Annotated in this window: 28 protein-coding genes; 10 read left to right on the top strand and 18 right to left on the bottom strand. The window is 52.6% G+C overall.

Features of this window, described 5'->3' with window-relative positions:
* Nucleotides 1-24 precede the first annotated feature (24 nt).
* The 5 genes from AC2VLR_RS07425 (at nucleotide 25) to AC2VLR_RS07405 (ending at nucleotide 6527) form a co-directional block, all read left to right on the top strand.
* On the top strand, nucleotides 25-564 hold the full coding sequence (locus AC2VLR_RS07425) for a pilus assembly FimT family protein (protein WP_486881548.1): 540 nt from the start codon (nucleotides 25-27) through the stop codon (nucleotides 562-564).
* Between the two features lie 119 nt (nucleotides 565-683).
* Nucleotides 684-1145, top strand: a complete 462-nt coding sequence (locus AC2VLR_RS07420; protein WP_486881547.1) for a type IV pilus modification PilV family protein — start codon at nucleotides 684-686, stop codon at nucleotides 1143-1145.
* Nucleotides 1105-2427, top strand: a complete 1323-nt coding sequence (locus AC2VLR_RS07415; protein WP_486881546.1) for a PilW family protein — start codon at nucleotides 1105-1107, stop codon at nucleotides 2425-2427. The genes AC2VLR_RS07420 and AC2VLR_RS07415 overlap by 41 nt, the downstream gene beginning before the upstream one ends.
* Nucleotides 2428-2991 (top strand): pilus assembly PilX family protein, encoded by a 564-nt coding sequence (locus tag AC2VLR_RS07410; RefSeq protein ID WP_486881545.1) that lies wholly within the window; start codon nucleotides 2428-2430, stop codon nucleotides 2989-2991.
* Nucleotides 2992-2993: 2 nt separating this feature from the next.
* The gene (locus tag AC2VLR_RS07405; RefSeq protein ID WP_486881544.1) at nucleotides 2994-6527 is read left to right on the top strand and encodes a pilus assembly protein; all 3534 of its coding nucleotides are present in this window, start codon (nucleotides 2994-2996) and stop codon (nucleotides 6525-6527) included.
* Between the two features lie 280 nt (nucleotides 6528-6807).
* Here AC2VLR_RS07405 and AC2VLR_RS07400 read toward each other — a convergent pair whose 3' ends face one another.
* The gene (locus AC2VLR_RS07400; protein WP_486881543.1) at nucleotides 6808-7371 is read right to left on the bottom strand and encodes a CopG family antitoxin; all 564 of its coding nucleotides are present in this window, start codon (nucleotides 7369-7371) and stop codon (nucleotides 6808-6810) included.
* 133 nt (nucleotides 7372-7504) lie between these two features.
* Between AC2VLR_RS07400 and AC2VLR_RS07395 the strand changes: the two genes are divergently transcribed.
* Nucleotides 7505-8401, top strand: a complete 897-nt coding sequence (locus AC2VLR_RS07395) for an Rpn family recombination-promoting nuclease/putative transposase (protein ID WP_486881542.1) — start codon at nucleotides 7505-7507, stop codon at nucleotides 8399-8401.
* The gene (locus AC2VLR_RS07390) at nucleotides 8394-8540 is read left to right on the top strand and encodes a hypothetical protein (RefSeq protein ID WP_486881541.1); all 147 of its coding nucleotides are present in this window, start codon (nucleotides 8394-8396) and stop codon (nucleotides 8538-8540) included. The genes AC2VLR_RS07395 and AC2VLR_RS07390 overlap by 8 nt, the downstream gene beginning before the upstream one ends.
* Nucleotides 8541-8601: 61 nt before the next feature.
* Here AC2VLR_RS07390 and AC2VLR_RS07385 read toward each other — a convergent pair whose 3' ends face one another.
* Together AC2VLR_RS07385 and AC2VLR_RS07380 are read right to left on the bottom strand one after the other, a co-directional pair.
* Complete coding sequence (locus AC2VLR_RS07385; protein ID WP_486881540.1) at nucleotides 8602-8913, bottom strand: addiction module antidote protein; 312 nt, start codon at nucleotides 8911-8913, stop codon at nucleotides 8602-8604.
* Between the two features lie 5 nt (nucleotides 8914-8918).
* On the bottom strand, nucleotides 8919-9209 hold the full coding sequence (locus tag AC2VLR_RS07380; RefSeq protein WP_486881539.1) for a type II toxin-antitoxin system RelE/ParE family toxin: 291 nt from the start codon (nucleotides 9207-9209) through the stop codon (nucleotides 8919-8921).
* Nucleotides 9210-9828: 619 nt separating this feature from the next.
* Here AC2VLR_RS07380 and AC2VLR_RS07375 point away from each other — a divergent pair.
* Complete coding sequence (locus tag AC2VLR_RS07375) at nucleotides 9829-9951, top strand: hypothetical protein (protein ID WP_486881538.1); 123 nt, start codon at nucleotides 9829-9831, stop codon at nucleotides 9949-9951.
* Between the two features lie 42 nt (nucleotides 9952-9993).
* Here the strand turns inward: AC2VLR_RS07375 and AC2VLR_RS07370 are convergent, their stop codons facing one another.
* The 7 genes from AC2VLR_RS07370 to AC2VLR_RS07340 form a co-directional block, all read right to left on the bottom strand.
* Nucleotides 9994-10380: a type II toxin-antitoxin system VapC family toxin gene (locus AC2VLR_RS07370; RefSeq protein WP_486881537.1), complete on the bottom strand. Its 387-nt coding sequence runs from the start codon at nucleotides 10378-10380 to the stop codon at nucleotides 9994-9996.
* Nucleotides 10377-10625, bottom strand: a complete 249-nt coding sequence (locus tag AC2VLR_RS07365) for a type II toxin-antitoxin system Phd/YefM family antitoxin (RefSeq protein ID WP_486881536.1) — start codon at nucleotides 10623-10625, stop codon at nucleotides 10377-10379. Before AC2VLR_RS07365 ends, AC2VLR_RS07370 begins: the two co-directional genes overlap by 4 nt.
* A gap of 227 nt (nucleotides 10626-10852) precedes the next feature.
* Nucleotides 10853-11161 (bottom strand): type II toxin-antitoxin system PemK/MazF family toxin, encoded by a 309-nt coding sequence (locus AC2VLR_RS07360; RefSeq protein WP_486881535.1) that lies wholly within the window; start codon nucleotides 11159-11161, stop codon nucleotides 10853-10855.
* On the bottom strand, nucleotides 11155-11391 hold the full coding sequence (locus AC2VLR_RS07355; RefSeq protein WP_486881534.1) for an AbrB/MazE/SpoVT family DNA-binding domain-containing protein: 237 nt from the start codon (nucleotides 11389-11391) through the stop codon (nucleotides 11155-11157). Before AC2VLR_RS07355 ends, AC2VLR_RS07360 begins: the two co-directional genes overlap by 7 nt.
* An 81-nt stretch (nucleotides 11392-11472) precedes the next feature.
* Entirely contained in the window at nucleotides 11473-11619 is a 147-nt protein-coding gene (locus tag AC2VLR_RS07350; protein ID WP_486881600.1) for a DUF2283 domain-containing protein, read from the bottom strand.
* A 488-nt stretch (nucleotides 11620-12107) separates the two neighbouring features.
* Nucleotides 12108-12500, bottom strand: a complete 393-nt coding sequence (locus AC2VLR_RS07345) for a hypothetical protein (protein WP_486881533.1) — start codon at nucleotides 12498-12500, stop codon at nucleotides 12108-12110.
* 4 nt (nucleotides 12501-12504) lie between these two features.
* Nucleotides 12505-12927 carry a DUF423 domain-containing protein gene (locus AC2VLR_RS07340; RefSeq protein WP_486881532.1) on the bottom strand — a complete coding sequence of 141 codons (423 nt, stop codon included), beginning with the start codon at nucleotides 12925-12927 and terminating at the stop codon, nucleotides 12505-12507.
* 125 nt (nucleotides 12928-13052) lie between these two features.
* On the opposite strand from AC2VLR_RS07340, the gene AC2VLR_RS07335 reads away from it, so the two are divergent.
* A complete protein-coding gene (locus AC2VLR_RS07335) occupies nucleotides 13053-14096 on the top strand; it encodes a complex I NDUFA9 subunit family protein (RefSeq protein ID WP_486881531.1) in 1044 nt (347 codons plus the stop codon).
* A gap of 50 nt (nucleotides 14097-14146) precedes the next feature.
* Here the strand turns inward: AC2VLR_RS07335 and AC2VLR_RS07330 are convergent, their stop codons facing one another.
* From AC2VLR_RS07330 to AC2VLR_RS07315, 4 genes are read right to left on the bottom strand one after another with little or no spacing between them, the layout of a single operon-like run.
* Complete coding sequence (locus tag AC2VLR_RS07330; protein WP_486881530.1) at nucleotides 14147-14566, bottom strand: tetratricopeptide repeat protein; 420 nt, start codon at nucleotides 14564-14566, stop codon at nucleotides 14147-14149.
* A 4-nt stretch (nucleotides 14567-14570) separates the two neighbouring features.
* A complete protein-coding gene (mdoH, locus tag AC2VLR_RS07325) occupies nucleotides 14571-16658 on the bottom strand; it encodes a glucans biosynthesis glucosyltransferase MdoH (protein ID WP_486881529.1) in 2088 nt (695 codons plus the stop codon).
* A gap of 1 nt (nucleotide 16659) precedes the next feature.
* The gene (locus AC2VLR_RS07320) at nucleotides 16660-17163 is read right to left on the bottom strand and encodes a hypothetical protein (RefSeq protein ID WP_486881528.1); all 504 of its coding nucleotides are present in this window, start codon (nucleotides 17161-17163) and stop codon (nucleotides 16660-16662) included.
* A 5-nt stretch (nucleotides 17164-17168) separates the two neighbouring features.
* Nucleotides 17169-18704, bottom strand: a complete 1536-nt coding sequence (locus tag AC2VLR_RS07315) for an OpgD/OpgG family glucan biosynthesis protein (RefSeq protein ID WP_486881599.1) — start codon at nucleotides 18702-18704, stop codon at nucleotides 17169-17171.
* A gap of 357 nt (nucleotides 18705-19061) precedes the next feature.
* On the opposite strand from AC2VLR_RS07315, the gene AC2VLR_RS07310 reads away from it, so the two are divergent.
* Entirely contained in the window at nucleotides 19062-20498 is a 1437-nt protein-coding gene (locus AC2VLR_RS07310; protein ID WP_486881527.1) for a dihydrolipoyl dehydrogenase family protein, read from the top strand.
* A 6-nt stretch (nucleotides 20499-20504) separates the two neighbouring features.
* Here the strand turns inward: AC2VLR_RS07310 and AC2VLR_RS07305 are convergent, their stop codons facing one another.
* The 4 genes from AC2VLR_RS07305 to AC2VLR_RS07290 are packed head-to-tail and all read right to left on the bottom strand — an operon-like array spanning nucleotide 20505 to nucleotide 22966.
* Nucleotides 20505-20981 carry a DUF4149 domain-containing protein gene (locus AC2VLR_RS07305; protein WP_486881526.1) on the bottom strand — a complete coding sequence of 159 codons (477 nt, stop codon included), beginning with the start codon at nucleotides 20979-20981 and terminating at the stop codon, nucleotides 20505-20507.
* Nucleotides 20978-21646, bottom strand: coding sequence for an alpha/beta hydrolase (locus AC2VLR_RS07300; protein ID WP_486881525.1), 669 nt, complete (start codon nucleotides 21644-21646; stop codon nucleotides 20978-20980). The genes AC2VLR_RS07305 and AC2VLR_RS07300 overlap by 4 nt, the downstream gene beginning before the upstream one ends.
* Entirely contained in the window at nucleotides 21639-22643 is a 1005-nt protein-coding gene (locus AC2VLR_RS07295; RefSeq protein ID WP_486881524.1) for a sigma-54 interaction domain-containing protein, read from the bottom strand. The genes AC2VLR_RS07300 and AC2VLR_RS07295 overlap by 8 nt, the downstream gene beginning before the upstream one ends.
* Complete coding sequence (locus AC2VLR_RS07290) at nucleotides 22547-22966, bottom strand: hypothetical protein (protein WP_486881523.1); 420 nt, start codon at nucleotides 22964-22966, stop codon at nucleotides 22547-22549. Before AC2VLR_RS07290 ends, AC2VLR_RS07295 begins: the two co-directional genes overlap by 97 nt.
* Between the last annotated feature and the right edge of the window lie 213 nt (nucleotides 22967-23179).

The raw sequence follows: 23179 nt of genomic DNA, 5'->3' as shown, positions 1-23179 counted from the left end.
CCAAAATCTGCCGGGGATGGACTGGTGCAACAGGATGCAACTGGTTTCACCCTGATCGAATTGATAGTGATCATCGCCATCATGGCCATCATCGCTGCCGTGGCCATCCCCCAGTACAACATCTGGATGATTCGCGCCAACATACAGGCGGCTTCCGGGCATTTGCAACAGGACATGGCCTGGGCGGAAGGCTATGCCATCCGCAGCGGGTATCCGGTGCAGGTTACCGTGCAAAGTGGGGCTACTACAGGTGGTTGCTCCTGGACCATCACACCGCAGGCAGCCAACGTCCAGCAGCAGGTACCGCAAATGACGAGCAGTGAATTTGCCAGCCGCTATCCGAATACTGTGTGCAATGTGGTTACGGGTTCGACCGTCAGCATCACGCCTACCGGCATGGTCTATCACTCGGGCAACACCATCGGCGGCGCAGCGGTCACCTTTGGCAATACGGGCCAGAATGCCGCCACCTATGGTTACTGGCTGACCCTGCTCAGCGGCGCGGGCAATGTCCGCAACTGTGCTACCAGCGGCTCTGGCAGTACCGTGTGTAACCTGCAATGAGTGCGCGCGCTGTGAATATCTGCACAACGGGCCTCCGAAAACGTAGTTTCGTGGAGCACAGCGGAACAAATTGTCTTGAATCTTTGGGTTTGGAGTCTTTGGACTTCGAGACTTTGGGTATGAGGTCTGGGGATTCTTCGACCGGCGCTGGCAGCGTAGAGCTTTCAGCTTCCGGCCAGACTGGATTGACGTTGATAGAGGCGATGGCCGCCCTGGCCATTTTCGCCATTGGTTCACTGGGAATCCTGAGCCTGTTTCTGGGCAGCTTTTCCATGTCCGCCCAGAACCAGAACCTGACCTCGGGCTATGAAATCGCCCAGAGTGCCGTGGGCGTGCTGCGGGCTAATGGTGCCAATGCCTTGAGCTTCGATAAAGCAACGGTGAGCGCCAGTCAGGCCAGTAATTCCCTGCTTAAACCTGTTTCACAGGTTATGAGCGCTTACGGTATGCCACCCAAAGCCCAGGTGACCTTTGCCGTAACCCCGCTGAACGGCACCACAACCTGCCCCTGTTCTGCCACAGTCTCGGTAACTTGGGGTAATGGGCAGACCTACACTACGCAAACTATCGTGGGCTACTGACATGCAACACTTCCCCCTCCTCCCCCACGCCACCAGCAGAAATCAGGCCATCGGCAATCCAGAAAACGCCATTTCATGGAGCGCGGCAGAAGAAAATGGCCTCACCCTGGTGGAGTTGCTGGTGTCCCTAGTAGTGGTCGGCCTGCTGGCCACGGCCATCTTCAGTTTTTTTCTGAACACCAGCCAAAGCGCGAGTCAGCAATCTGCCAATGGTGAAATGTGGCAGCGGGGCCGCAACGCCCTGGCCATCATGCGCCAGGCCATCGAGTCGGCAGGGTATGGGTTGCCAAATATTAGCCAGTGTCCCAACGGGCTAGTAGGATATTCAAATACCGGTGCGGCACCTTTATTACTAACAGCAATCACCGCTTCCGTACAAAGTACTGGATACACCGCTGGCGGCACCTACAGTTTCAGTACAGTCATTGGTGGCGGCAGCTTTGGGGGTGCACCGGCAACAACGGTTGCAAGTATACCCAACCTGAACGCTGCGAACCTACAAGTAAATAGTAGCAGCATGTTGAATCCTGGCGACATGGCGCTAATAGTTCCAGCCAACAGTGGAGGCACCTGTATTTTTGGTGAAATCACCACAGTGGGTGGTGTTGGCTCGTGTAATGGCGGTGGTAATGGCGGTGGTAATGGCGGTGGTAATGGCGGTGGTAATGGCGGTGGTAATGGCACCATCACAATGAATTCCGGCGGGGCTTCCTGCGCCAACATCAATACCAATCAAATTTTTTCTCAAATAGCGGCAGTTACCGGCACAACAATTTCAGCAGGGGATTTTACTAATGCGCCTCTTTATGACTTGGGCAATGCAGATTTCGTGGTAAATCAATTTCAGATTCTGGATACCCCCCCGGGTTCCACTCAGTCTGGAACTCCTACATTATATCTGACGCAATACACAACCAACTCCGGTGCCAATCCCGCTCCCCAAGCGCTGGCTTCCGGTGTAGTCGATTTACAGATTCAATACGGGGTCAGCAGCGCAAATAACACGAATGGTCCTACCTGGATATCGCCCGGCGAATACTCGACTTCCGGCGGATATTCACCCAGCACTTATACTATCGTTGCTGTGCAGCTTGCCATGCTTATCCGCAGCACTCGCTATCTGCCCAACAGCCTTAGTCCGGCGACTTTTTCAATCCTTGGAAACACCTACCCGGTCCCGACCTACGGTGGGCCGGGATGCCTGCAGGGTAACTGCCGACACTATGAATACCACTTGTTCCAGACAGTAATACCCGTGCGTAATGGAATATTGGAGCAATAAATGATTTTTACAAAAAGGTTCGTGAGCTTACAGTCGCTCATTAGATGCTCGGACAGAAATTCAAAGCGCACAAAACCCTCTGAACAAGATGAGCGCGGTGCAATACTGGTCGTCGTTTTGGTTTTAATATTTGCTATAACTTTGGCGCTGCTGGCCTATTTGTACCTCAACAAGAACAACACCCTCATCGCTAGCAATCTGGCGGTACAAAATGCTGCCCAGGAGGCAACAGAAATAGGTCTTCAAAATGCAAAAAATCTACTTTCAACTTTAGCCGCAAATCCGCCCACTTCAAGTCCAGGCCCCTGGTATGCAGTGCCCACATCCAGCAACACCAGACCAACTGCACCGGCACAAAGCTTTTGGCAAAACTGTGCAAACCAGAACACTTGTGGGGTAACACCAGTTAACTATGGAAATTTTAACTTTAATGTGTACTACGTTGTCTATCCGATTGGACCGAATACATCCAATGGCACATATTATTATATTGCTTATGTACACGCCGAGAATGCCAATAGCGGAGGCCTTGGTGTGACAATACAGGCGAATCTGGAGAAATAGTGATGAAAAAAATAATTCGAAATAAAACCCTTTCCACTCTGTTAATGAGTGCTATCACTCTGCTCCCGTTAAGCGCTTGGGCCACACCGCCACAGTCCGGCATCACCATTAACAACACGCCTGCCGGCAGTCAGCCACAGGTGATGATCATCATTGATAACTCGCAAGGTATGGCTGGCGTAGTCAAGGATCCTACTACCGGACTATCTGGAGCGATCATGACGGGTTCAGGTATCGTCACGGAAAACAATAACTCTTCTTCACCCGTCAATTATCAGTCTGGAAGTTCTGCTCCTATAGCTTATGGGTCTGCAAACAGCCAAGTACCGTATACAGTTAACTGCAACAATACTTCTGGCTTTACCGCACCGGCAATCAGTGTTTGTAATAACATTAACTCCAATGGATACAACTTGTATCTCGATAATAGCCCATCGATGTTGAATGCTGCCAAACAGGCTGTCTCCAACATCATTGGTAATGTGAACTATACGGATAGCATTCAGTTTGGATTAGAAGATTATAAATATTCTGGTAATTTGAATGACAGATACTCATCTATTTATTATATGTTTGAAAATGGATTAACTTCAAACTCTTTTTCACAAACAAAACCTGATGGCACTTTAGGAATCCAATATGTTAAAAATCCCTGTTATAACAATAACTCTAGCTCCTGTCAGAATATAGGCTATTATTTTTTTCTCCACTACAACTACACAAATTCACCAAGTTATTATGATCAGTATCTAAACATTAGCGATAGCAGCGATAACCCAATGATTAACAGCGTATTGTACTCTTCTTTTTTTTCTGGGAACAATATATATTACAACTATTACGGCGCACTAGGTTATAACTTTAATTATTATAAAACACAACTTACCACCCCAACTTATTACAATTATTATTACAATAATTACCAATATACCTACAAAGCGCCCACATCAATTTATAACGCGGCAACATTTAACGAAAGCGGGCCAAACTCTTTCGGTCCATCAAATCCAGGTTATTTAACACAAACACCGGAAGTCTGGACAGCGGCGCGTGGATATGCTTTTTTTGGGAGCACGGTAATAAAACAAACAAACTCAACTCCGCAAGGTAAGATAATAGCAAAAATAGGTTCACTGAATGCATTAACTGAAATCGCCAACGCAATAGCACCGGCACCATTGATAAATCCAGCCAGCAGTTTTGATTATGCCCAATCTTTTGTGCCTATTGAGGCTGGCGCTGGTCATACCCCCATGGCAGGCGCATTAAAAACAGTATTAGATTATTATGATAGTACTGGGTCATCTGCACCCCCTTCTACATGTGGTCAGAAGTACGTTATCCTCATTACCAACGGTCAGCCCACCCAAGGACTGAACGGCCACATATATCCGCCTTTGGGAAGTCAGGCAGCATCAACATTCGGTTTTAACAATATTACTGCGTCTACAGCCAGCACCTCAGCCAACCAAAATCAAGCGGCTGTAGAAGCTATCCAACAAGCGGCTGCACTAAATCAGGCGGGTATAAAAACCTATGTTCTGGGTGTGGGATCAGCAGTCAATCCCAATACTGCAGAAAGTGGCGCTCAAAATAGTGAGGCGCTTGATGGCCAAGCCATATTGACCGCTATTGCTCAAGCGGGCGGTACAGGTTACTACTATTCTGCGCAATCCACATCAGAACTCAACTCGGCCTTGTCTTCCATTATTGCGAATATTCTGAGCAACACCATTACCTCACCGATTGCCTCTACAGCCACCGCTACCAATAACTCTCTAGAATTTGTGCAAGAAAACATCAATAAAAGTACTGGGCAAGGCAATTTGTATGCCTTTCCGTTTAGCACAACCGGAGTTACGGCAACAGCTACTTCGAGCGCAGTCTGGAATGCCAATACCGTCATATCTACTGCTGTTTCTGGTTCCAGCCCGCTGGTTTATACCACAGCGCCAACCAGCTCAAGCGGTAACATCGTATCAGGTTCGGCCATTGCATTATCCACTGCGGCAAGCTCCTATCCAGCCGCTTTTGGTTCGAACCTGCCCAGTGGTTTGACGCCGAGCATCATTGCCAATTACACCATCAATCCTGCTGCATCCACGAACAGCGCTTATCTTGGTGGTAGGGCAGCAAACTGGACTCTAGGGCTTCCGACTACCAGTACGCCACAAATAATCCTGCCACCGGACAATTCTGTTTTGCTTTCTGCTGATAATGGCAGTAATACGTATACGACTTTTGCAAACAACCACTCTACCAGAAAAAATCAGGTTGTGTTTTCGTCCAATAATGGTTTTCTTTATGGTATCAGCTATAATGGGGCTACGGGCGGTTCACCCACCTTGTCCTGGGCTTGGGTGCCTTATGGTTTGTTAAACCAGCTCAAAAACTATAATACCTTTTGGCGTGGACAAAGCATGCAAGGTGGGTATGCTTCCATCGATGCCACTGACGCCAACGGGAATTGGCATACGTATGTTGTTGGTAGCGCCTTGGGTGGGGGTATATTATACGATCTTCAACTGACTGGTACGAGCACTGCAAGCTTGGCTAAAGTGGTTTCCGAAAATGATCTTGGAGCTTCTTTTACCCAGCCTATTTCTCAATCACCGGTTTTTTACCAAGTCACTACTACTGGCAATGATTTTGGACAGACTTGGGCCTTGTGGGTGGTTAACCAAAACATAAACTCAACTACCACGAGTTACCTGGTCGGCGTAAACGTGGGTACAGGGGCAACGTTTCATGATCAACTGCCTTTTGTTGCTTCCAGTGCATTAAGCATTGATACGAATAACAACCTGTATATTGGCAGTTCTAATGGATATGTTTACTCCATGCCGGTTACCATCATCCCCCAGATTTCCGGCACTACCACAACATCTGGGCAATTGAGCGGTTTTTCATCAATCATTACTGCTTCCAGCTTTGGCACAAGTACCAGTACGGCAGCCGCATCATATGCACCATGGGCAACGAGCAGTTCCGGTTTAAGCACCATAGCGCAATATATTACTACCAGTTACTATTTAGGCAATTATTACCTTACCGTGCAAGGACCTAATGGGTTCACCGTATTTCAGAAGTCAGGAACTATCTGGCAAGCCTTATGGGCCAGCTATACGGGAGGCGGCACAACCTATGCAGGTACAGACACCTCCCCGTCTATACCTGCAATGCCCAGCTCCTCAGTCTTGTCTGCACCTATTGCCATTAACAACGGGGCAATTATCGCTCCGGTTACTAAAAGTCCTGCAGCGGATACATGCGGTGAAAATTCTGCTTATTACTATTTCTATAAGCTTATAAATGGGGCCTTTCCATCAGGTGTTTTTGAACTAAACAATAGCAATACAACTGGCCCCATTCTCATCGGGTACGGTACTGCATATACGCCTACCATTATATCAACCAACGGCAGAACCCTTATTCAATCTGCTGCGGGTAAACCTGGCACATCTGGGCAGTTCCCTGCCTTCTATCAAAATGGAAGCTCGGTAAAGGTAATAGGATGGCGAGTAGTGAATTATTAAGTTGATTTTGTTGAATTGCTTGTCACTCAACAAGGGATGGAACACGGTGAATAGCTCCTGTTGAGCCGTTTGCTGCACAGAAGCGTTTTGCCCCCCCCCGGATTCAGGCCCGCCTGGAAGCTGCCAGCACCACAGAGCTGGAAGCCTGGGCTGAGCAGGTGCTGGATGGACTCGGGCTGGAGCAGATTTTTTCTGACGCCTGAGTGGCTTATCCTTGGCAATGGCTAAGGCGCTACAGCCGCGATTTAAATTTTAGGGATTGAATCACTATAAAAGCGCCTCAGTCCGTCCGGCGACTTTCGTTGACGTCATCAGAAAGCCACACTTTGATGAGTGATTGATAGGGCATATCGCGCTTGTTTGCTTCAATTTTGATGCGATCCAGCAAAGTTTCGGGCAAACGCAATGATATGGTTCTGGTAGAGGGTTTCAGCTTGGGAAAAGAGGCACGTTGAGCCTGACTCCAGTCCAGATAATCAGCAGAGTCATGATTTTCCCAAAACACCCTTTCTTCGGCTTCGTCTTTGAATTCAGGCGTCTTTCTCAGATTGCTCATAAATGGTCCTCTCTTTGCGTGCATGTCCCGCGCAGAAATCACACGAATCATGGTACCGCTTTGTCTCAACGTGAAAGTAATATGGAGCAACCTAGCATCATCGGTTTTACCCAGTGCGTGGTAACGGATTTCTGCGTGGCTGTGTTTGGCATCTTGCAGTACCAAAAGCGGTTCATTAAAGAAAACGGCCTCCGCTTCTGATTGGCTAACATCATGTTTTTCCACGATCTTACGTGAGTTACCTTGATCCCAATCAAAGCCTGCAACTTTTGCTGCCCAAATATCCATAAACGTATATTACCAACATATACCACAAGGTCAAAGATGCTGCTGTCCATCGCGTATCAGCGCAATGGAAACCTCTGGCAGCAATCCGACTGATGGCTTATTCTGCGCGTAGCGGGGTAGCGGAGGGCAGACCATGCAGGAAAAGGATGTGGTATCCAAGGATTTGCTCAAGCGCATCACCCTGGATATTGCCCGCATCCTCCTGGGCCTGGAGGTGGAACAGGCCGAGATCGTGGAAAGCAGCCATCCCCGGGTGGAGGAGCGGCGCGCGGATCTGGTGGCACGCATGGCCGGTCCGGCGGGTCAGTTTTTGCTGCACATCGAGGTCCAGAACGGCAACGACGGGCAAATGCCCTGCCGGATGCTCCGCTATCGCAGCGATCTGTGCCTGCAATGCTCGGATGAGGACATCCGCCAGGTGCTCTTGTATATTGGCAAGGAACCTTTGCGGATGGCTTCAGGTCTGCGCCAGACGGGGCTGGATTATCAGTATGAAATCGTGGATATGCATCGGGTGGATTGCGCCCGCCTGCTGGCCGAGGACAGTCCCGATGCCCTGGTGCTGGCGGTTTTATGCGATTTTCAGGATCGTTCGCCACGGGCGGTCATCCGGTATATTCTGGACCGGTTGCAGGTGCTGACGGAAGGCACCCCGGCGCGTTTTCGGGATTATCTGAAAATGCTGGAGATTCTGTCGAGCAACCGCAATTTGTACGAAGTCGTCAAGGAGGAACAGACCATGTTGAGCGAAGTCTTGATCACCGAATTACCCTCTTACGGGCTGGGAATGGAACGCGGGATGGAGCGCGGGATGGAGCGCGGGATGGTACAAGGCCTGACGCGCGGGATGCAACAAGGGATGGAACGCGGCGAACAGCTCATGTTGAGCCGCTTGCTGCAAAAGCGTTTTGGCCCCCTGCCCCCCCGGATTCAGGCCCGCCTGGAAGCTGCCAGCACCACAGAACTGGAAGCCTGGGCTGAGCAGGTGCTGGATGGGCTGGGCCTGGAGCAGATTTTTCCTGATGCCTGACTGCTGCAAGGGAGAACGCGGCGAACAGCTCATGATGAGACGCTTGTTGCCGGTATATTCTGGACCGGATGCAGGTGCTGACGGAAGGCACTCCCGGCGCACTACAGAGCTGGAAGTCCGGGCCGGGCACATGCTGTGAAACCGCAGCACGCTTCCTTTAGCGGTTTTAACTCAGCATTTCCGGTTTAATAAGCAGAGAATTACCGATTTTCCGTATGCGGGTACGCATATCGCCCCTTGGCGGTCAGAGCGATTCCCAAGGCTTTCATCACCGCGATGGTTGTCTTGAGCGTAGGATTACCCCGTTCGCTAAACGACCGGTATAGCTGCTCTCGGGAAAGCCCGGTCTGTTCGGCAATCTGGGTCATGCCCTTGGCACGGGCCACCACACCCAGGGCATGAGCAACATAGCCCACATCACCGGACTCGAAGGCGTCGGCCATAAATGCTGCGATAGCTTCCTCAGAGGTCAGCCCCTCGGCAGGGTCGAAAGAGGTCAATTTTTCTGTCATATCCGTCACTCCACTTGCTTTGCAATCCGCTTAGCGCGGGCAATATCCTTATCCTGTGTGCTTTTGTCGCCACCACAGAGCAGGACCATAATTTGATGACCGCGCTGTTGGAAATACACGCGATAACCGGGGCCATGATGTATCCGCAATTCGCTGATGCCGTCACCGACCGGGGATACATCCCCCGCATGACCGTAAGCCAGACGACTTAGCCGAGAAGCAATGAGGCCCTTGGCACGCTCATCCTTGAGTTTCATCCACCATTTCCGGAATATCCCGGTTTGCTGGAGTTCCATCACATGGTGGTTAACGGCATCAGCTCCCATGATTTAAGTGTAGTTTATAGACTACCAGCCCGCAAGGGATAACACCGCCATCCCAACCCTGCCTGCTATACCCGCATATCATCTCATTCCCGGATACAGATAAACTGAATCCATAAAACCGGCAGCGTCAGGTCGTTCGGCGCTCCTGTTGGATGCCATTATGGGTCGGATGTTTTTGCTGACGACGCGGGCGGAACTTTGCGGATCAGTTTAAGTCTTGTGCCTGGAGTTTCGATAGCTTGTTACTTGGAACTGAATCTGTACGGGGCTGCAGCCTAGCGCATATCCGCGCAATGGAAAATCCCTGGCCGCAAATCGGCTGATGCCTTATTCGGCGTAGAACAGAATGGCAACAGAAGCCCCCATGCAGGAAAAGATATAGCATCCAATGAGTTGCGCAAGCGCATCACCCTGGATATTGCCCGCATCCTCCTGGGCCTGGAGGTGGAACAGAAGGAGGAACAGACCATGTTGAGCGAAGTCTTGATCACCGAATTACCCTCTTACGGGCTGGGCATGGAACGCGGGATGCAACAAGGGATGGAGCGCGGCGAACAGCTCATGTTAAGCCGCTTGTTGCAAAAGCGCTTTGGGCCCCCTGCCCCCCCGGATTCAGGCCCGCCTGGAAGCTGCCAGCACCACAGAACTGGAAGCCTGGGCTGAGCAGGTGCTGGATGGTATCGGCCTGGAGCAGATTTTTCCTGACGCCTGAACGGCTTCTTCTCGGTATTGGTCATGAAGCTACGGCGGCTATTTAAATTTTAAGGATGGTATCATTGTAAAGTGCCACCGTAGCATCATGGGTCAGGAGGTGCATCGGTTCGACCATCGCTTGGGCTACGAGAATACGGTCAAAAGGATCCTGGTGATGGGTCGGCAGGCTCTCCAACGCCAAGGCATGTTCAGCTTCGATGGTCAGGAAGCGATAACCAGACTCTCGGAAATAGCGCACGGCGTCCTGACTGGATACGGGCATATCGCCACGACCCAGGCTATGCTTGATGGCGATTTCCCATACGCTGGCAACGCTGATCCAGATGCTCGCCTGTGGTGTTTGCAGCAGTTCTCGCGCCTGCCGGGATAGTTTTGGGCTGTCGGTGATTGCCCATAGGGCTACATGGGTATCCAGCAGCAGATTCAAAATGGTTCTTTGCCTCGAAAAAGATGGGTAAGCTCATCGTTGTATGCATCGATATCGTCCGGCACCTCGAATTTTCCTTTGGCGATACCGAGCCGTTGACCGGCAGGCGCGACATCCACAGCTACCAGCTTCGCCGCCGGGCGGCCATTGCGGGCAATGATGATTTCGCGTTCCTCCCCCTGCTCGATGGCCTGTACCAGACGCGACAGAGAGGATTTGGCTTGTAACATATTGATGGTCGGCATTGGGACAATCTCCAAAAAACCGCAATTAGTCTAGTCTGGCTAAGATCAGAGTGCAAGCATACCCGTCAGGGTGGCGATACCCATCTGGCCGCAAGTGTGCTGATAGCTTATTCTGCGCGGACTAGACCGACTGCAGGTGCTGACAGAAGGAACACCGGCGCAATACAGAGCTGGAAGTCTGGGCCGGACACATGGTGTGAAACCGCAGCGCGCTTTCTTTAGCAGTTTTAACTCAGCATTTCCATAAGCACAGAATGCCATAGGGTAATCGGTATCTCGCCTATTTTCCCGGATAGACGGCGTTTGTCGATGCTGCGGATCTGATCGAGCAGAATGCGCGCAGACTTACCCGCAAAGTCTAACTCGGGGCGGCAACCTAGTCGCTGTCCGCCGCTGGTGAGGGGAGCTATGATGACTCGGGGCAAGGTGTCGTTGAGATCGTCTGGTGAGACAATCAGCGCCGGGCGCGTCTTTCTGATTTCCGTACCGACAGTGGGATCGATGTTCACCCAATACACCTCGCCACGCTTCACCATGTCCAGTCCTTGTCGCCTTCATCCACGGACAAGTCATACAACGGCTCCACGTCATTTTCCGGGCGGTACCCCGCAAACCATCCGGCACGCAGCTCTTGTACCGGTTTAATAAGCAGAGAATGACCGTCCATGCAAATGTCCACATGGTCGCCGATTCCACATTCGGTCAGAAACGCCGATGGAATGAGAATGCCGCGCGAATTACCGATTTTCCGTATGCTGGTACGCATATAGCACCTCTCATGATATGGTCTTGCAATGTTATAACATTGTAATAATGAGCGCAAGAATCTGCCAGGACTGCCGGTGGCCTAGAGGTGGAAGAACGCTGCGCCGATCTGGTGGCTTTTTTTTGAGGCGTCCAGGATTTCTACGCCGACGATATTACCGTCTTTATCGTAGTCCAGGATAATGCCATCGGCTACTTCTTCACTTTCATGAATGGGCACCGAGGTCAGTTCCAGTTACACCGCATCAGCTTCTCTATCTACCCGTACTAGCATGGCATTCTCCTGTCGAAATAGGGGTTCCCTCAGAATTCGGAAAATAAAGCACGGTAAGCACACCGAATTAACCTCTTACAGGCTGGGAATGGAGCAGATATTTAAACCAGCCTAACCAAATCTGAAAATCTGGCTACCGTCCAAATAAGAATATGCGTATCCAGCAGTAACTTCATTTTCCGCTTTCAAACCAGTGTTGGATTTGATCCGTAGCCAATGTATTAAAATCATCGGGCACCTGAATCTGTCCACGCAGAAAACCCAGGCGTTTTACTTGGGATGCTTCTGGAGCATCAAGGGCAATCACTTTGACCTAGATATAGATTTTGATGTCGAGCATTGCGAAAAAAAATGTACATGGCGTTCTATCTGAATGACAACCTTACCTCTTGGCTTCTGCTCAAGCATAGGCTGCAGATTGCAGGCTTGTCCATGGAGGCATATCACTGCTCTTGGCGCATTATTACCCTTTTTTGCCAAGCAAGAATAGCATCCACTACTTCCTGATCAAAATCCCGGCTTTCATGATCTTTGACCAGCTTGCGGACCATTTCTACCTGACTACTGATGGCGAAAGTTTTTTTGATCTCGGCAAAGTAAGGGTCGTTTTCCAGGTAACAGTTTTCCTGCAACATGCTGCGTTTTATTTTCAGCTTTTTACCCGCATCAGACAAGCAAAGCACCCATTTTGACTGGATTTCAGTAACCGTGTATTTTTGCACCCCCTTGATAGTACCACTGTAGGGAACGTGCTCGACGACCCAGAACACATCGCCGGTTTCGGCATCGGCAAAATCCAGTTGTTTATGATAGGCGTCATTTTTAGCTATCAACATTATTTTATTCCTTGATTTGTGCAGATGCGCGCCAGAGCCCCAGCGCGAGCAACAACCAGGCTACAATCCAGGCTGTGCCCCCAAAGGGCGCGAATATGGCCCAGAATTGCTGACCTGTGATGACCAGCATATAAAGGCCGCCACAGAACAGTAACACACCCAGGGCCATGAGTAGAGCCGCAAGGCAGAGCAAGCGCCGGGTACCCCACAAACGTATCAGGATCCCCGCCAACACCAGCCCCAGCCCGTTGTACACCTGAAAATGTACGGCAATATCGTAGACATGCAGAGAGCTTTTACTTACCTGCCCCGCCACCAGATGGTCACCCATTGCGCCGGCAATAATGGCCAACGCGACAATCAAAGCGCCCAGAGCGGCGATTTGCCCACCCCGACGCACGCCTTTGTTCATGGAACATTCTGCCATCGCAATCTCCTCAACAGGCCTTCCTTATAGCCTACCTTCATGCCCTGATTCAAACTTTCTGCACCTTCCGGAGCCGGTAACCTGTGCTATGCTCTCATGGATAATTTGCGGAGGAGTACCAGCGCATGGCAACACACAAGATCTGTATTCTGGGTGGCACGGGTTTTGTCGGCAGACATCTGGCGGAAAGGCTTAGTCAGGAAGGACATCAAGTCCGTATTCTGACCCGCAATCGTGAGCGTAACCGCGAAAATCTGCTGGTTCTGCCACAGGTAGAAGTGGTCGAATGTAATGTGCATGAGTCCATCGCCCTGGAGCAGCAACTGCAGGGACGGGATGTGGTGATCAATCTGGTGGGCATTCTTAACGAGAACCGCCCCGGGCGAACAGACTACCCGCCCGAACGCCACGGCGATTTTGAAAAAAACCATATCGAATTACCCCGTCGCGTCGCCAATTTATGCGGGCATCTCGGCATCCCCCGCCTTCTGCACATGAGCGCTCTGGGGGCGAATCCCATTGCACCTAGTGCCTATTTGCGCTCCAAAGGTATTGGTGAAGAAATTGTGCGGCAGTCTGGTGAGAATAGCGCCCAAAATGGCTACTTCAATTATCTGAATGGCCCGAAACTGCTCTGGGGACGAGGACTCAAGGTAACCTCATTCCGTCCTTCCATCATATTTGGCGAAGGCGACAGCTTTTTCAACCGCTTCGCGCAATTACTGCGCAACATCCCTTTTTTCCTGCCCATGGCTGGTACCCAAGCAAAAATGCAACCAGTATGGATAGAGGACGTGGTCAGCGCTTTTGTGCAGTCTATCGACAATGAAAAAACCTATGGCAAAGCCTATGATCTTTGCGGCCCCAAGGTGTACACCCTGGGAGAGCTGATTGCTTATACCCAAAGTCTGATCGGCACCCACCGCAAGGTGATCCCCCTCTGTCCCCTGCTCGGCGACCTGCAGGCCGGGGTGATGGAAAAACTTCCCGGCAAGGTGCTGACCCGTGATAATTTGCGATCCCTGTCTGTAGATAACATCTGCAGTAGAAAAGACTTGCAGGAAGTGTTCGGCATCCAGGCAACCGCTATTGAAAGTATTGTACCGGGTTATCTGGGTGGGAAAGGCCAACATACCGAGCGTTTATCGGAAATCCGCAACCGGCGCTAGGAATGGCACCTTTTCGTGTCAACAGTCCTCTCAGGTTGACTGTTGACTATTCAATGAGTGCTGGATCCCTGATCACCCCGCCCGAACTGGGCGATGAGCAGCTCAGCCTGCTCTGCTGAAACCTCACTGAGAATAGCGGTCATGCCCGCCTGGGCGCGGGTATCTCCCTGGGCAGCCGCCAGGCTGAACAATTCGTAGGCGCTGGGCAGGTCTTGTTGCAATCCCTGCCCCTGATAAAACAGCAGCCCCAGGTTGAATTGCGCAGGCGCATCATTTTGGTCTGCAGCAGCGCTGTACCAGCGCGCTGCTTCCTGATAATTCTGTGGAACGTCGATACCTTCGGCGTATTTTACACCCATGTTGAACTGGGCGACCGGATCTCCCGCCTGTGCCCGCGCGCGCATGTCTTCCAGGTCATTACGAATACCTGCCAACGCCATGAGATCCAGCGTTTCCCCGTTTTTTGCCATGGTCTTACTGCCCCGCTTCGTGGATGAACTCATCCTGATCGTCACTCTCCAGGCCCCAGGCCGTCAAGCGTTTCCGGTCATTCATGGACCATACGGCACGATGCAGAGACAGCATGGAATTACGATCACTTAAAAGAATATTCCGCTCGCGGTTACTCAGTTGCTGCGGACCTTCTTCCAGCGCCTTGTGACAGAGGCTGGCCGCGCGCGGCCATAATCCAGTGCGATTGCGCTGCAGGGCGCTATGAATGGCATTGAAGCGCGGATCTACCACGACCTGCACAAAGGCGTCCCCCTCGATATGGGGCAGATAAGCCACACTGTCACTATCCAGGGCCTGCAACTCTTCGGGTACCAGCACTTCTTCCGGTATCACAAACAGGCGGTGCTGGCGTGCCCAGCGTCCCAAACCGGGCCGACTGGTCCAGACACCCAAGGGTACGGCGGCCATCAGCCCCCCCAAAATCGGCACCAGCCAGACAAAATGCCAGAATCCCAAAAAAGGGTAAAGGGCTACCGCAAGCACCAATCCCAGGGCAGAACACCAACCAAAAAACCGCAAGGCCACAGGCCAACTGGTTTCCTGATCACCGCGCACCTGAGCCCCCCAGCGTACGCCTTTTCCCGACAGCGTCTGAATTACAAATTGGCTGTGAAAAGCCATCCTGATGGGGGCCATCAGCACGGAAAACACACTTTCCATCAACATGCTGAGAATCAGACGAAACAAACCCCCAAACTGCTGACGTCGGCCCGGCTGACGGGCCACCCAGAGAATAGCCATCCACTTGGGGGAGAGCAGCAAAACCGCCGTTACGCCAAACAACCAGAAAGGCAGTGGATCGATGCTGCTTCCCCAATGAAATGGGGTGACCGTATCGTCATTTCCACCCCCGGCCCAATGCAGGGAGCCCAGAGCGCCGAGAATCAGAAACAATCCCCAGAGCGGTGCAGCCAGAAAAGACATGGCACCATTGATGAATAAAAAGCGATGGGCAGAGCGCAACCCCTCTCCCGCCAGCAGGCGTAGATGCTGCATATTTCCCTGGGCCCAGCGCCGATCCCGTTTCAGGTCATCGATCAGGGTGGGTGGCACTTCTTCATAGCTGCCGGGCAGACTGGGCACAAACCAGACTTCCCAGCCATTTCTAGCCATCAGGGCCGCCTCGACAAAATCATGACTTAACAGCGGACCCCCCAGGGGCGGCCGTCCGGGCAGCACCGGTAGCGCACAATATTCGGTGAAAGGTGCCGTGCGCAATATGGCATTGTGTCCGATATAATGGCCGTCACCCAACTGCCAGAAACGTAATCCTGCGCTGAAAACCGGCCCGTACAAATGCTGGGCAAATTGCTGCAGACGCGCATAGAGCGTTTCCCGGTTCACCGCGACGGGCTGGGTCTGGATAATCCCCACCTGAGGATTCCCCTCCATCATTTCCAGCATCCGGTACAGGGTTTCGCCATTCATGACACTATCGGCGTCGAGGACCACCATATATTCGTAATCGCGTCCCCAACGCCGGCAAAAATCGGCGACATTGCCACTTTTGGCCTTGTTATTGACAGGACGCCGCCGGTAGTGAATTTTACCGAAGGCATCCAGAGATTCGCAAAGAGCCGACCAGACCAGTTCTTCCCGGAGCCAGACATCCGGAATGCGAGTGTCACTCAGCAAAAAAAACTCAAAATGGGCCAGAGCCCCGGCGCGTTGCAAGGATTTGAAAGTCGCCTGCAAGCCTGCGGCAACACGTTCCACTTCCTCATTGTAGATGGGCATGAGGATAGCCACTTTATTGTGCGGATTGGGTTCCGCAAGACGCAACTCCGGACTGCCGGGAGCGGTATCCGTGCGCCCGCTCATGAGCAGAATGAAGCCAACCAGAGCCGTCCAGAACCCGGCGGAGATCCAGGCAAAGAGCATGGAAAAAATCAGAAGGGTCGGAATTTCCAGCCAGAGGGGTAAACGATCAGCCAATACCTGATCGAGCATCAAGCCGGCACTGCACGCCGGGAAAATGATAAAAGCACTGAGCCAATAGCGTCGGTAGCGGCTGATGGTTTCCCACGGCCGGGCCGGGGTACGGATCAATTCAGGCCTCTCCAGTGAGAACGCGACGACTGACCAGCACCTTGCTGCGGCTGAACAGCATTTGCCACAGGCGGGACACCGCGCTCAGCCAGGAACGATCCATGGGGAGAGAGGCCATCGTACTGCGATGAATGGCTGGAGCCACCTGCTGCCGCAACCAACGGCAGGAATGTAAATCCTGAGACCCATTGACCGGGATATTCAGGGAAAGATCCAACCGGGCATCCAACTCGTCACCATCACCCAGGGTTGCCAGCGCTTGATGCATACTGGCAAAAGCCCGGGCAGAGAGGGCATCCTGGTCTGCAGTCACTTCTTGCATCTGGGTGACCACCTGGGCGCGGATCCACAAGCGCTGGGCGTCGGTGAGCGCCAGTCGCGCCAGGTAACGCTCCATACGGACAAGAACCGGTGCGCTGTGGGCGACGACCATGGCCTCTGCTGACCAAGCCGGCAAGCCTTCGCCCGCAGGATTGACGCTGTAGCTTGATTCATCTTTAAACATGACACCTACTCCTTTGCCGCATGTAGAAGATAAGTCCAGGTATTGGTCATCACCTGCTTATCGAGGGTTAAATAACAACGTACATTACTCGGGGTGCCCGGCTGGGGTTGAATGACTGCAATCACCCGCCAAAAATGCGCTTTGGCGTCCCATTCCAGCTTTTGACTGAGCACCTTGCCGCCATTTTCAGCACTGAGATGCGCCACAATGGGCATGCTGCCGGGCAGATTTGTCAGCGCACCATCTGCAAAATCAATCACCACCGTACGCGCCCCGGGCGTTTTGGGGTCATCACCCAGATAGGTACCCACCGGATGGGCCAAGGGAATCAAGCCTTGGTTATCCAGGAAGAAGCGCAGGTTGTAGGCAAAATGCAGGGGGGTCTTCGGGGCGGGTTCCTGCGCAGGCACCCAGAACACATCAATATTATCCATGTCGCGGTTATTGGTAGGCAGCTCCACCAAGCGTACCTGTCCCTTCCCCCAATCACCCACCGGCTGCACCCAGACACTGGGACGCCGCTGATACTGGGTTTCGATACCTTGATAGGCGGAAAACTGACGATCCTGCTGAATCAACCCGAAACCCACGGGATGGTCCATACTGTAGGTCGTGGTTTGAATCTGCAGCGGATTATCAATGGGTCGGGTCAGCCATTCGCCATTACCATCCGCCATGACCAGATCGCTGGAATCATGCTGGGCGGGATGCCAGTCTCCGGCCGTAATGCCGCGACCATGCCCATGCCAGTACATGCTGGTGAGGGGAGCAAGCTCCAGAACCTGCACCGGTTTGCGTAGGTAGATGGTCGCCTGAACCTGTACAGTGGTACTGTCGCCGGGCTGGATGGTGAAACGATAAGCCCCGGTCGCAACCGGACTGTCCATGAGCGCATATACGACCATGTCCTGAGCGCCGGCTTTGGGTTTTTCCAGCCAGATTTCCTTGAAATACGGGAAAATTTCACCGGAAGGCTGGGCGGTATCGATCCCCAGACCACGGGCGGAAGTGCCATAGATGGCGTGTTTCCCGACCGCACGGAAATACGTCGCCCCCAGAAAGGAAATAAATTCGTTGTAACTGGGCGGCGTGTTGAGGGGGGCCAGCAAACGAAAACCGGCATAACCCAGATCGCTGGGCAGATCTGCAGGTACTTTGAGATCGCCGAAGCTGAAGTCGCTGAGCTTGAAGGGAATGGTACGGACCTGACCATTGATCACTTCCCGGATGATCTCCGGCTGATGAAACCAGGAACCCGGCAGGTAGAACTGCGCCTGGAAAGGGGTATTGTCATTTTGCCAGAGGGGTGAAGTATCCTGAATCTGACTATATTGTGCAGGAGTGAGATTTTTGAGGAAGGCAGGAATCGGCAGGGGCTTGGGATTGTATGACCGTTCCACCAGCCTGGAGGCCTTGGACTCCACCGTCTGCATGTTAAAATCGCCAGCCAGAGCCACAGCACTAAACGCCCAGCCAGTCAGGCCGAGCAACAGAGCTGAAGCAAGCTTCACAGGGGATATATGATGAGGATATTTACGCATACCAGCCATAAAGCAAAGCCCATGCCAATATTTTAACTGACTGTTAAAAATGAATTTATTAAATTTATCTCCGTCAATCTGTCGCTTCAGCCCGACGTGCTGCACCAGAATTGCCCGCAAACAATGCCGCGAAACGTCATGCAGGCAATCCCATGTTTTGAGCGGGAGAATGCAACAGTCTGAAAATATTAATTTATCGTCAAATCCTGTTAAACTGGTGCGGTAACCGGGGCCTAGTGAGCAGGGTCATAACAAATATGATGGCGTCGCTGAATAACAACAGCATTATTTATGGGCTCCACGAAGCTCATAACCAGCTTTTGAAAAAAGCTTCAAGCACATGAAAAGGATGAGTTTATGAAAAACTATCAAGCAGATATCACCATTATTGGCAGCGGTCCCGGCGGCTATCGGGCAGCGGTGCTGGGGGCTTTACGTGGCCGGAAGGTGGCCATTGTCGAAAGCGCCACCTGGGGTGGAACCTGCCTCAATCGCGGGTGTGTACCTAAAAAGGACTGGCACGAAACGGCCAAGTGGATTGAACAAAGCCGGCATTATGCGCAACGCGGGGTTGTTGGTCCGGCTTTGGCGGGGGACATGACCCAAGCCTGGGAACATCAGCATCAGGTTGTAAAAACGGTACGCAGCAGTTATGTCGATTACCTCAAGCGACTGGGCGTACAACTGTTGGATGGCCTCGGCAGTTTTCAGGATCCACGGACCATCGTTGTCCATGGTCATGATGGTGAAACCCAGCAGATACAGACTCGCTACAGCATCATCGCCACGGGCTCCACGCCCGCACTGCCCCGTGGCATCCAGACCATCCCCGGGAAAGTACTCACCAGCGATATGCTCTACGACGACGCTGCCCCTGCCGGTAAACGCGTCATTCTTATCGGTGGCGGCGTCATCGGCACCGAATTTGCCTATATTTTCCGGCAACTGGGCAAGGAAGTACAGTGGCTGGTGAACTCCCCTTCCCTGTCCCATACCCAGTATTCACCCCAGGCCAAGGATACTCTGAAGGCCGCTCTCCATACCCTCGACATTCAGGCCCAGGAACATTTCCGGGTGAGCCGCATTGAAGAGGACGCCTGGGGAGTGTCCGTATTTGCGGAAGACGGACGGCAGGTTCAGGGCGACTGGGTGCTGCTTGCCACGGGGCGGCAGGCCTTCACCCAGGGACTGGGCCTGGAAAACACAGCCGTTCAACTGGATGAACAGGGCTTTGTGGAAACCGATACTTATCTGGAAACCGCAGAGCCTGGCATTTTCGCACTGGGTGATGTGGTGGGGCCGATCATGAATGCCAATCAGGCCATGAGCGATGCACAGATCATCGTTCATAATCTGCTCAGCGAGGAAAAAACTGCACGCAATCCTGCCTGGGTACCGGAACTGGTGTATTCCGCCGTGGAACTGGCGCGCATTGGCCTGGATGAAGATACGGCCGAGGATGAGGGTTTTGAGCCAGCCGTGGGCTTTGCTGCCTTTGAGACTTCTCCTCGCGCCCTGGGGCAGGATGACACCGCCGGTTTTGTGCGGTTGCTGGCGGACATGGACAGCGGTGAATTACTGGGAGGCGAAATTGTCGGCCGGGATGCCGGGGAACTGATTCATCTCCTCGCCAATAGTGGCAATCGTGAGGAGGCCTTGCGCCGCATTGCCGAAACCCGCGTCAACCATCCCTCGCGCGCCGAGGAACTGGTCAACGCTACCGAAACGCTGGCGGCCCGCTGGGGACTGGAAGCACAGATTTTTGGTACCGGCGAACCTACCGACGCGCTTTAAGGTACTTTACCAGGGCGTGCCGAACACGCCCCATATTCCTACCAGAATGACCACAAAAGACAGGCTGAGATTGATGTTAGCCAACATTCTCACCTGTCCCAGCGCCTTGGCGCCTGCCTGCCAGTCCTGATCCCGCACTGCCCGCCGCAAACGCTTAAGCGGCGCAAAAAAGGTGTGCAAAACAATCATGACCATGATGGTGCCAAGAACAACCATCAGCCATACCGGAACAGACAGAGCGGCGAAACCTCCATAAAAAACAAATACCATGCTGTAGCCGGTCAACAGTAGCAACAGCGAGGCGATGAGCACCCAGAAAAAGAAACGCCGCAGCAACACATGCATCAGGGCAATGCGCGTGCTGTTCTGGCTGATTTCCTTTTTCAGGGTCGGGGCCAGTACCATCGTCACAAAAAACAAACCGCCAATCCAGACGATCACCGCGAGAATATGCACAAACTGCTCAATCCATATAGTATTCATGATGTTACCTTATTATCCGGCAGGATATTGTCCACAAATTGCCGTGCATCCGCGAGTTCATCCGCACAAATATGATGATCCATGGGATAGGTATGCGTACTGAGCACATACCCCTCTGATTCGAGGATTTGTCGAGCAATTTCCATATAATGCAATGGCAGAACGGGATCGGAACGGCCATGCCCCCAAAAAATCGGGACAGACTGTTGCGCTCTGGGAAGCTGCTGACGTAACGGCAGATAGGCGCTGAGAGCCAGCACGGCGGCCAAGGGATAAGCCTGATGTAAAGCCAGATAGAGAGACATCGCTCCACCCTGTGAGAACCCGCCGAGGATCAGGGGCTGGCCGTCGGCTTTTTCATGATTCAGCAACAAAGCCAGGCGTTGCCCCATGCTTTGCATGCCTGCAGCATCTTCTTCCGAATCCTGACCCAGACCGTAAATATCATACCAGGCGCGCATTTTGCGCCCGGCGTTGAGGGTAACGGACTGCACTGGCGCATCGGGGATGACCCAACGAAATTGTTTCTCGGGGTCCATATGTTCTGCGAGAGGCAGCAAATCCTCTTTGCAAGCTCCCAGACCATGCAGCAACACAATGCAGGGTGCCATTTCCTCACGGGCGGGACGAATCCACAAGCCTTCCGGCCAGATGTGTTCACTCATGGGGATGAGCCTCCTTCAAAGCATCCAGTTTACGATACAGGGTGCGTTCACTGACACCCAGACGCTCGGCCAGACTGCGTCGATCGCCCGGAAAAGTACCCCGTGCCCAGCGCAAATATTGCGCTTCCAGCTCTGCCAGAGGCACCAGCGCGTCCACTCCGGGCAGTTTCTGCGCGCCCTCTTGGGGGAGGGATGGCGCCGGCTGCAAAGCCGGGGGTAAATGCCGGGGAAGAATCCACTGCTCCTCGGCCAGCAATGCGGCTCTTTCGAGAATATTGCGCAACTCCCGGATGTTTCCCGGAAAAGCATACCGCTCCAGTAACTGCAGGGTTTCCGGATGCAACTGCAAGCCCTTGGCCACCGGAATGCGCTGAAGGATAGCTTCGGCCAACAGGGGAATGTCGTCCAGACGTTCACGCAAAGCCGGCAAAGTGATGGGAAACGTGTTGATGCGATAGTAAAGGTCCTGCCGGAAGCGTTCTTCAGCCACCATTTTTTCGAGGTTGCGGTGGGTGGCGGAAATCAGCCGGAATTGGGAGCGTAGCGGCTCTACTCCCCCGACCCGGCGGAACGTCCCGGTTTCCAGGAGGCGCAGCAGCTTCACCTGCAGGCTCAGGGGAATGTCACCCACTTCGTCGAGAAACAAAGTACCCCCGTTGGCTGCCTCCACCAGACCGGTTTTTCGTGTGTGTGCCCCCGTAAATGCCCCTTTTTCATGGCCGAATAGTTCACTTTCAAAAAGTGTCTCCGGCAAACCGGAGCAGTCTACCGTAATGAAAGGACCGCGATGCCGGGTGCTGGCCTCATGGACAGCCGCTGCGGCCAGTTCCTTACCGGTTCCGGATTCCCCGAGCAGCAGCACAGCCGCTTCGCCGGGTGCTACCCGCCTGATCAGGCGTATCATTTCCCGCCAGGCTGGTGATTGTCCGACCATGGCCGGTGCGACGCGGGCGGCATCACCCGGGACGACATTGAGCAGTTCCAGAAAGTAAACCACTTCGGCCCGCTCTTGCGGATGGGATATAAATCAATCCGGGTGTTACCGACATTGTGGGTATGCACCACATGCTGGTCCACACCCGTCTGCTGACAGGTATCCAGAGGACAATGATTGCCACTCTGCTGACAGGAAAATCCTGCCTCCGCCATGATTTCGGCACAACGCCGTCCTTGCAGGGGTTTGCCATCCCCAAAAGTCCGTCGATAGGCCTGATTGGCGGCCAGGACCGTGTAATCACTGCATAAGAGGACTGCCGGGGTACTAAAACAATCCAGTAATGAAGTCATTTCCGGTCGTAATTGCTTGAGCAAATCGGTCATGAACCCTCAACAATCCGGTGTGTGCCCTGACAATTGTAGCAGTCTCTGCCAGATCGTCTATGTCAATTTTGACAGTTGGCCAAGCCATGGCTGCCTGCTGATCTCCGCCGGCTTCACCTTCAAAGTTTTTGAAAATAATTAACCATTTGAATAGTATATACTTTTAAATTATAAAAATATTGGCATATACACATCTGAAAATGGCACGGACTT

The organism is Acidithiobacillus sp. TH-A117 (genome assembly GCF_057473465.1).
This window is presented reverse-complemented; position numbering and strand designations above follow the sequence as displayed.

What these genes read in the sequence shown, in the direction of transcription:
- AC2VLR_RS07320 (WP_486881528.1), bottom strand. Translation starts at nt 17,163, where the DNA reads ATGTTTAAAGATGAATCAAGCTACAGCGTCAATCCTGCGGGCGAAGGC.
- AC2VLR_RS07365 (WP_486881536.1), bottom strand. Translation starts at nt 10,625, where the DNA reads ATGCCGACCATCAATATGTTACAAGCCAAATCCTCTCTGTCGCGTCTG.
- AC2VLR_RS07390 (WP_486881541.1), top strand. Translation starts at nt 8,394, where the DNA reads ATGCCTGACTGCTGCAAGGGAGAACGCGGCGAACAGCTCATGATGAGA.
- AC2VLR_RS07335 (WP_486881531.1), top strand. Translation starts at nt 13,053, where the DNA reads ATGGCAACACACAAGATCTGTATTCTGGGTGGCACGGGTTTTGTCGGC.
- AC2VLR_RS07355 (WP_486881534.1), bottom strand. Translation starts at nt 11,391, where the DNA reads ATGCGTACCAGCATACGGAAAATCGGTAATTCGCGCGGCATTCTCATT.
- AC2VLR_RS07385 (WP_486881540.1), bottom strand. Translation starts at nt 8,913, where the DNA reads ATGACAGAAAAATTGACCTCTTTCGACCCTGCCGAGGGGCTGACCTCT.
- AC2VLR_RS07300 (WP_486881525.1), bottom strand. Translation starts at nt 21,646, where the DNA reads ATGAGTGAACACATCTGGCCGGAAGGCTTGTGGATTCGTCCCGCCCGT.
- AC2VLR_RS07345 (WP_486881533.1), bottom strand. Translation starts at nt 12,500, where the DNA reads ATGTTGATAGCTAAAAATGACGCCTATCATAAACAACTGGATTTTGCC.
- AC2VLR_RS07410 (WP_486881545.1), top strand. Translation starts at nt 2,428, where the DNA reads ATGATTTTTACAAAAAGGTTCGTGAGCTTACAGTCGCTCATTAGATGC.
- AC2VLR_RS07420 (WP_486881547.1), top strand. Translation starts at nt 684, where the DNA reads ATGAGGTCTGGGGATTCTTCGACCGGCGCTGGCAGCGTAGAGCTTTCA.
- AC2VLR_RS07315 (WP_486881599.1), bottom strand. Translation starts at nt 18,704, where the DNA reads ATGCGTAAATATCCTCATCATATATCCCCTGTGAAGCTTGCTTCAGCT.
- AC2VLR_RS07405 (WP_486881544.1), top strand. Translation starts at nt 2,994, where the DNA reads ATGAAAAAAATAATTCGAAATAAAACCCTTTCCACTCTGTTAATGAGT.
- AC2VLR_RS07415 (WP_486881546.1), top strand. Translation starts at nt 1,105, where the DNA reads ATGGGCAGACCTACACTACGCAAACTATCGTGGGCTACTGACATGCAA.
- AC2VLR_RS07380 (WP_486881539.1), bottom strand. Translation starts at nt 9,209, where the DNA reads ATGGAACTCCAGCAAACCGGGATATTCCGGAAATGGTGGATGAAACTC.
- AC2VLR_RS07305 (WP_486881526.1), bottom strand. Translation starts at nt 20,981, where the DNA reads ATGAATACTATATGGATTGAGCAGTTTGTGCATATTCTCGCGGTGATC.
- AC2VLR_RS07330 (WP_486881530.1), bottom strand. Translation starts at nt 14,566, where the DNA reads ATGGCAAAAAACGGGGAAACGCTGGATCTCATGGCGTTGGCAGGTATT.
- AC2VLR_RS07310 (WP_486881527.1), top strand. Translation starts at nt 19,062, where the DNA reads ATGAAAAACTATCAAGCAGATATCACCATTATTGGCAGCGGTCCCGGC.
- AC2VLR_RS07395 (WP_486881542.1), top strand. Translation starts at nt 7,505, where the DNA reads ATGCAGGAAAAGGATGTGGTATCCAAGGATTTGCTCAAGCGCATCACC.
- AC2VLR_RS07290 (WP_486881523.1), bottom strand. Translation starts at nt 22,966, where the DNA reads ATGACCGATTTGCTCAAGCAATTACGACCGGAAATGACTTCATTACTG.
- AC2VLR_RS07360 (WP_486881535.1), bottom strand. Translation starts at nt 11,161, where the DNA reads ATGGTGAAGCGTGGCGAGGTGTATTGGGTGAACATCGATCCCACTGTC.
- AC2VLR_RS07340 (WP_486881532.1), bottom strand. Translation starts at nt 12,927, where the DNA reads ATGGCAGAATGTTCCATGAACAAAGGCGTGCGTCGGGGTGGGCAAATC.
- AC2VLR_RS07400 (WP_486881543.1), bottom strand. Translation starts at nt 7,371, where the DNA reads ATGGATATTTGGGCAGCAAAAGTTGCAGGCTTTGATTGGGATCAAGGT.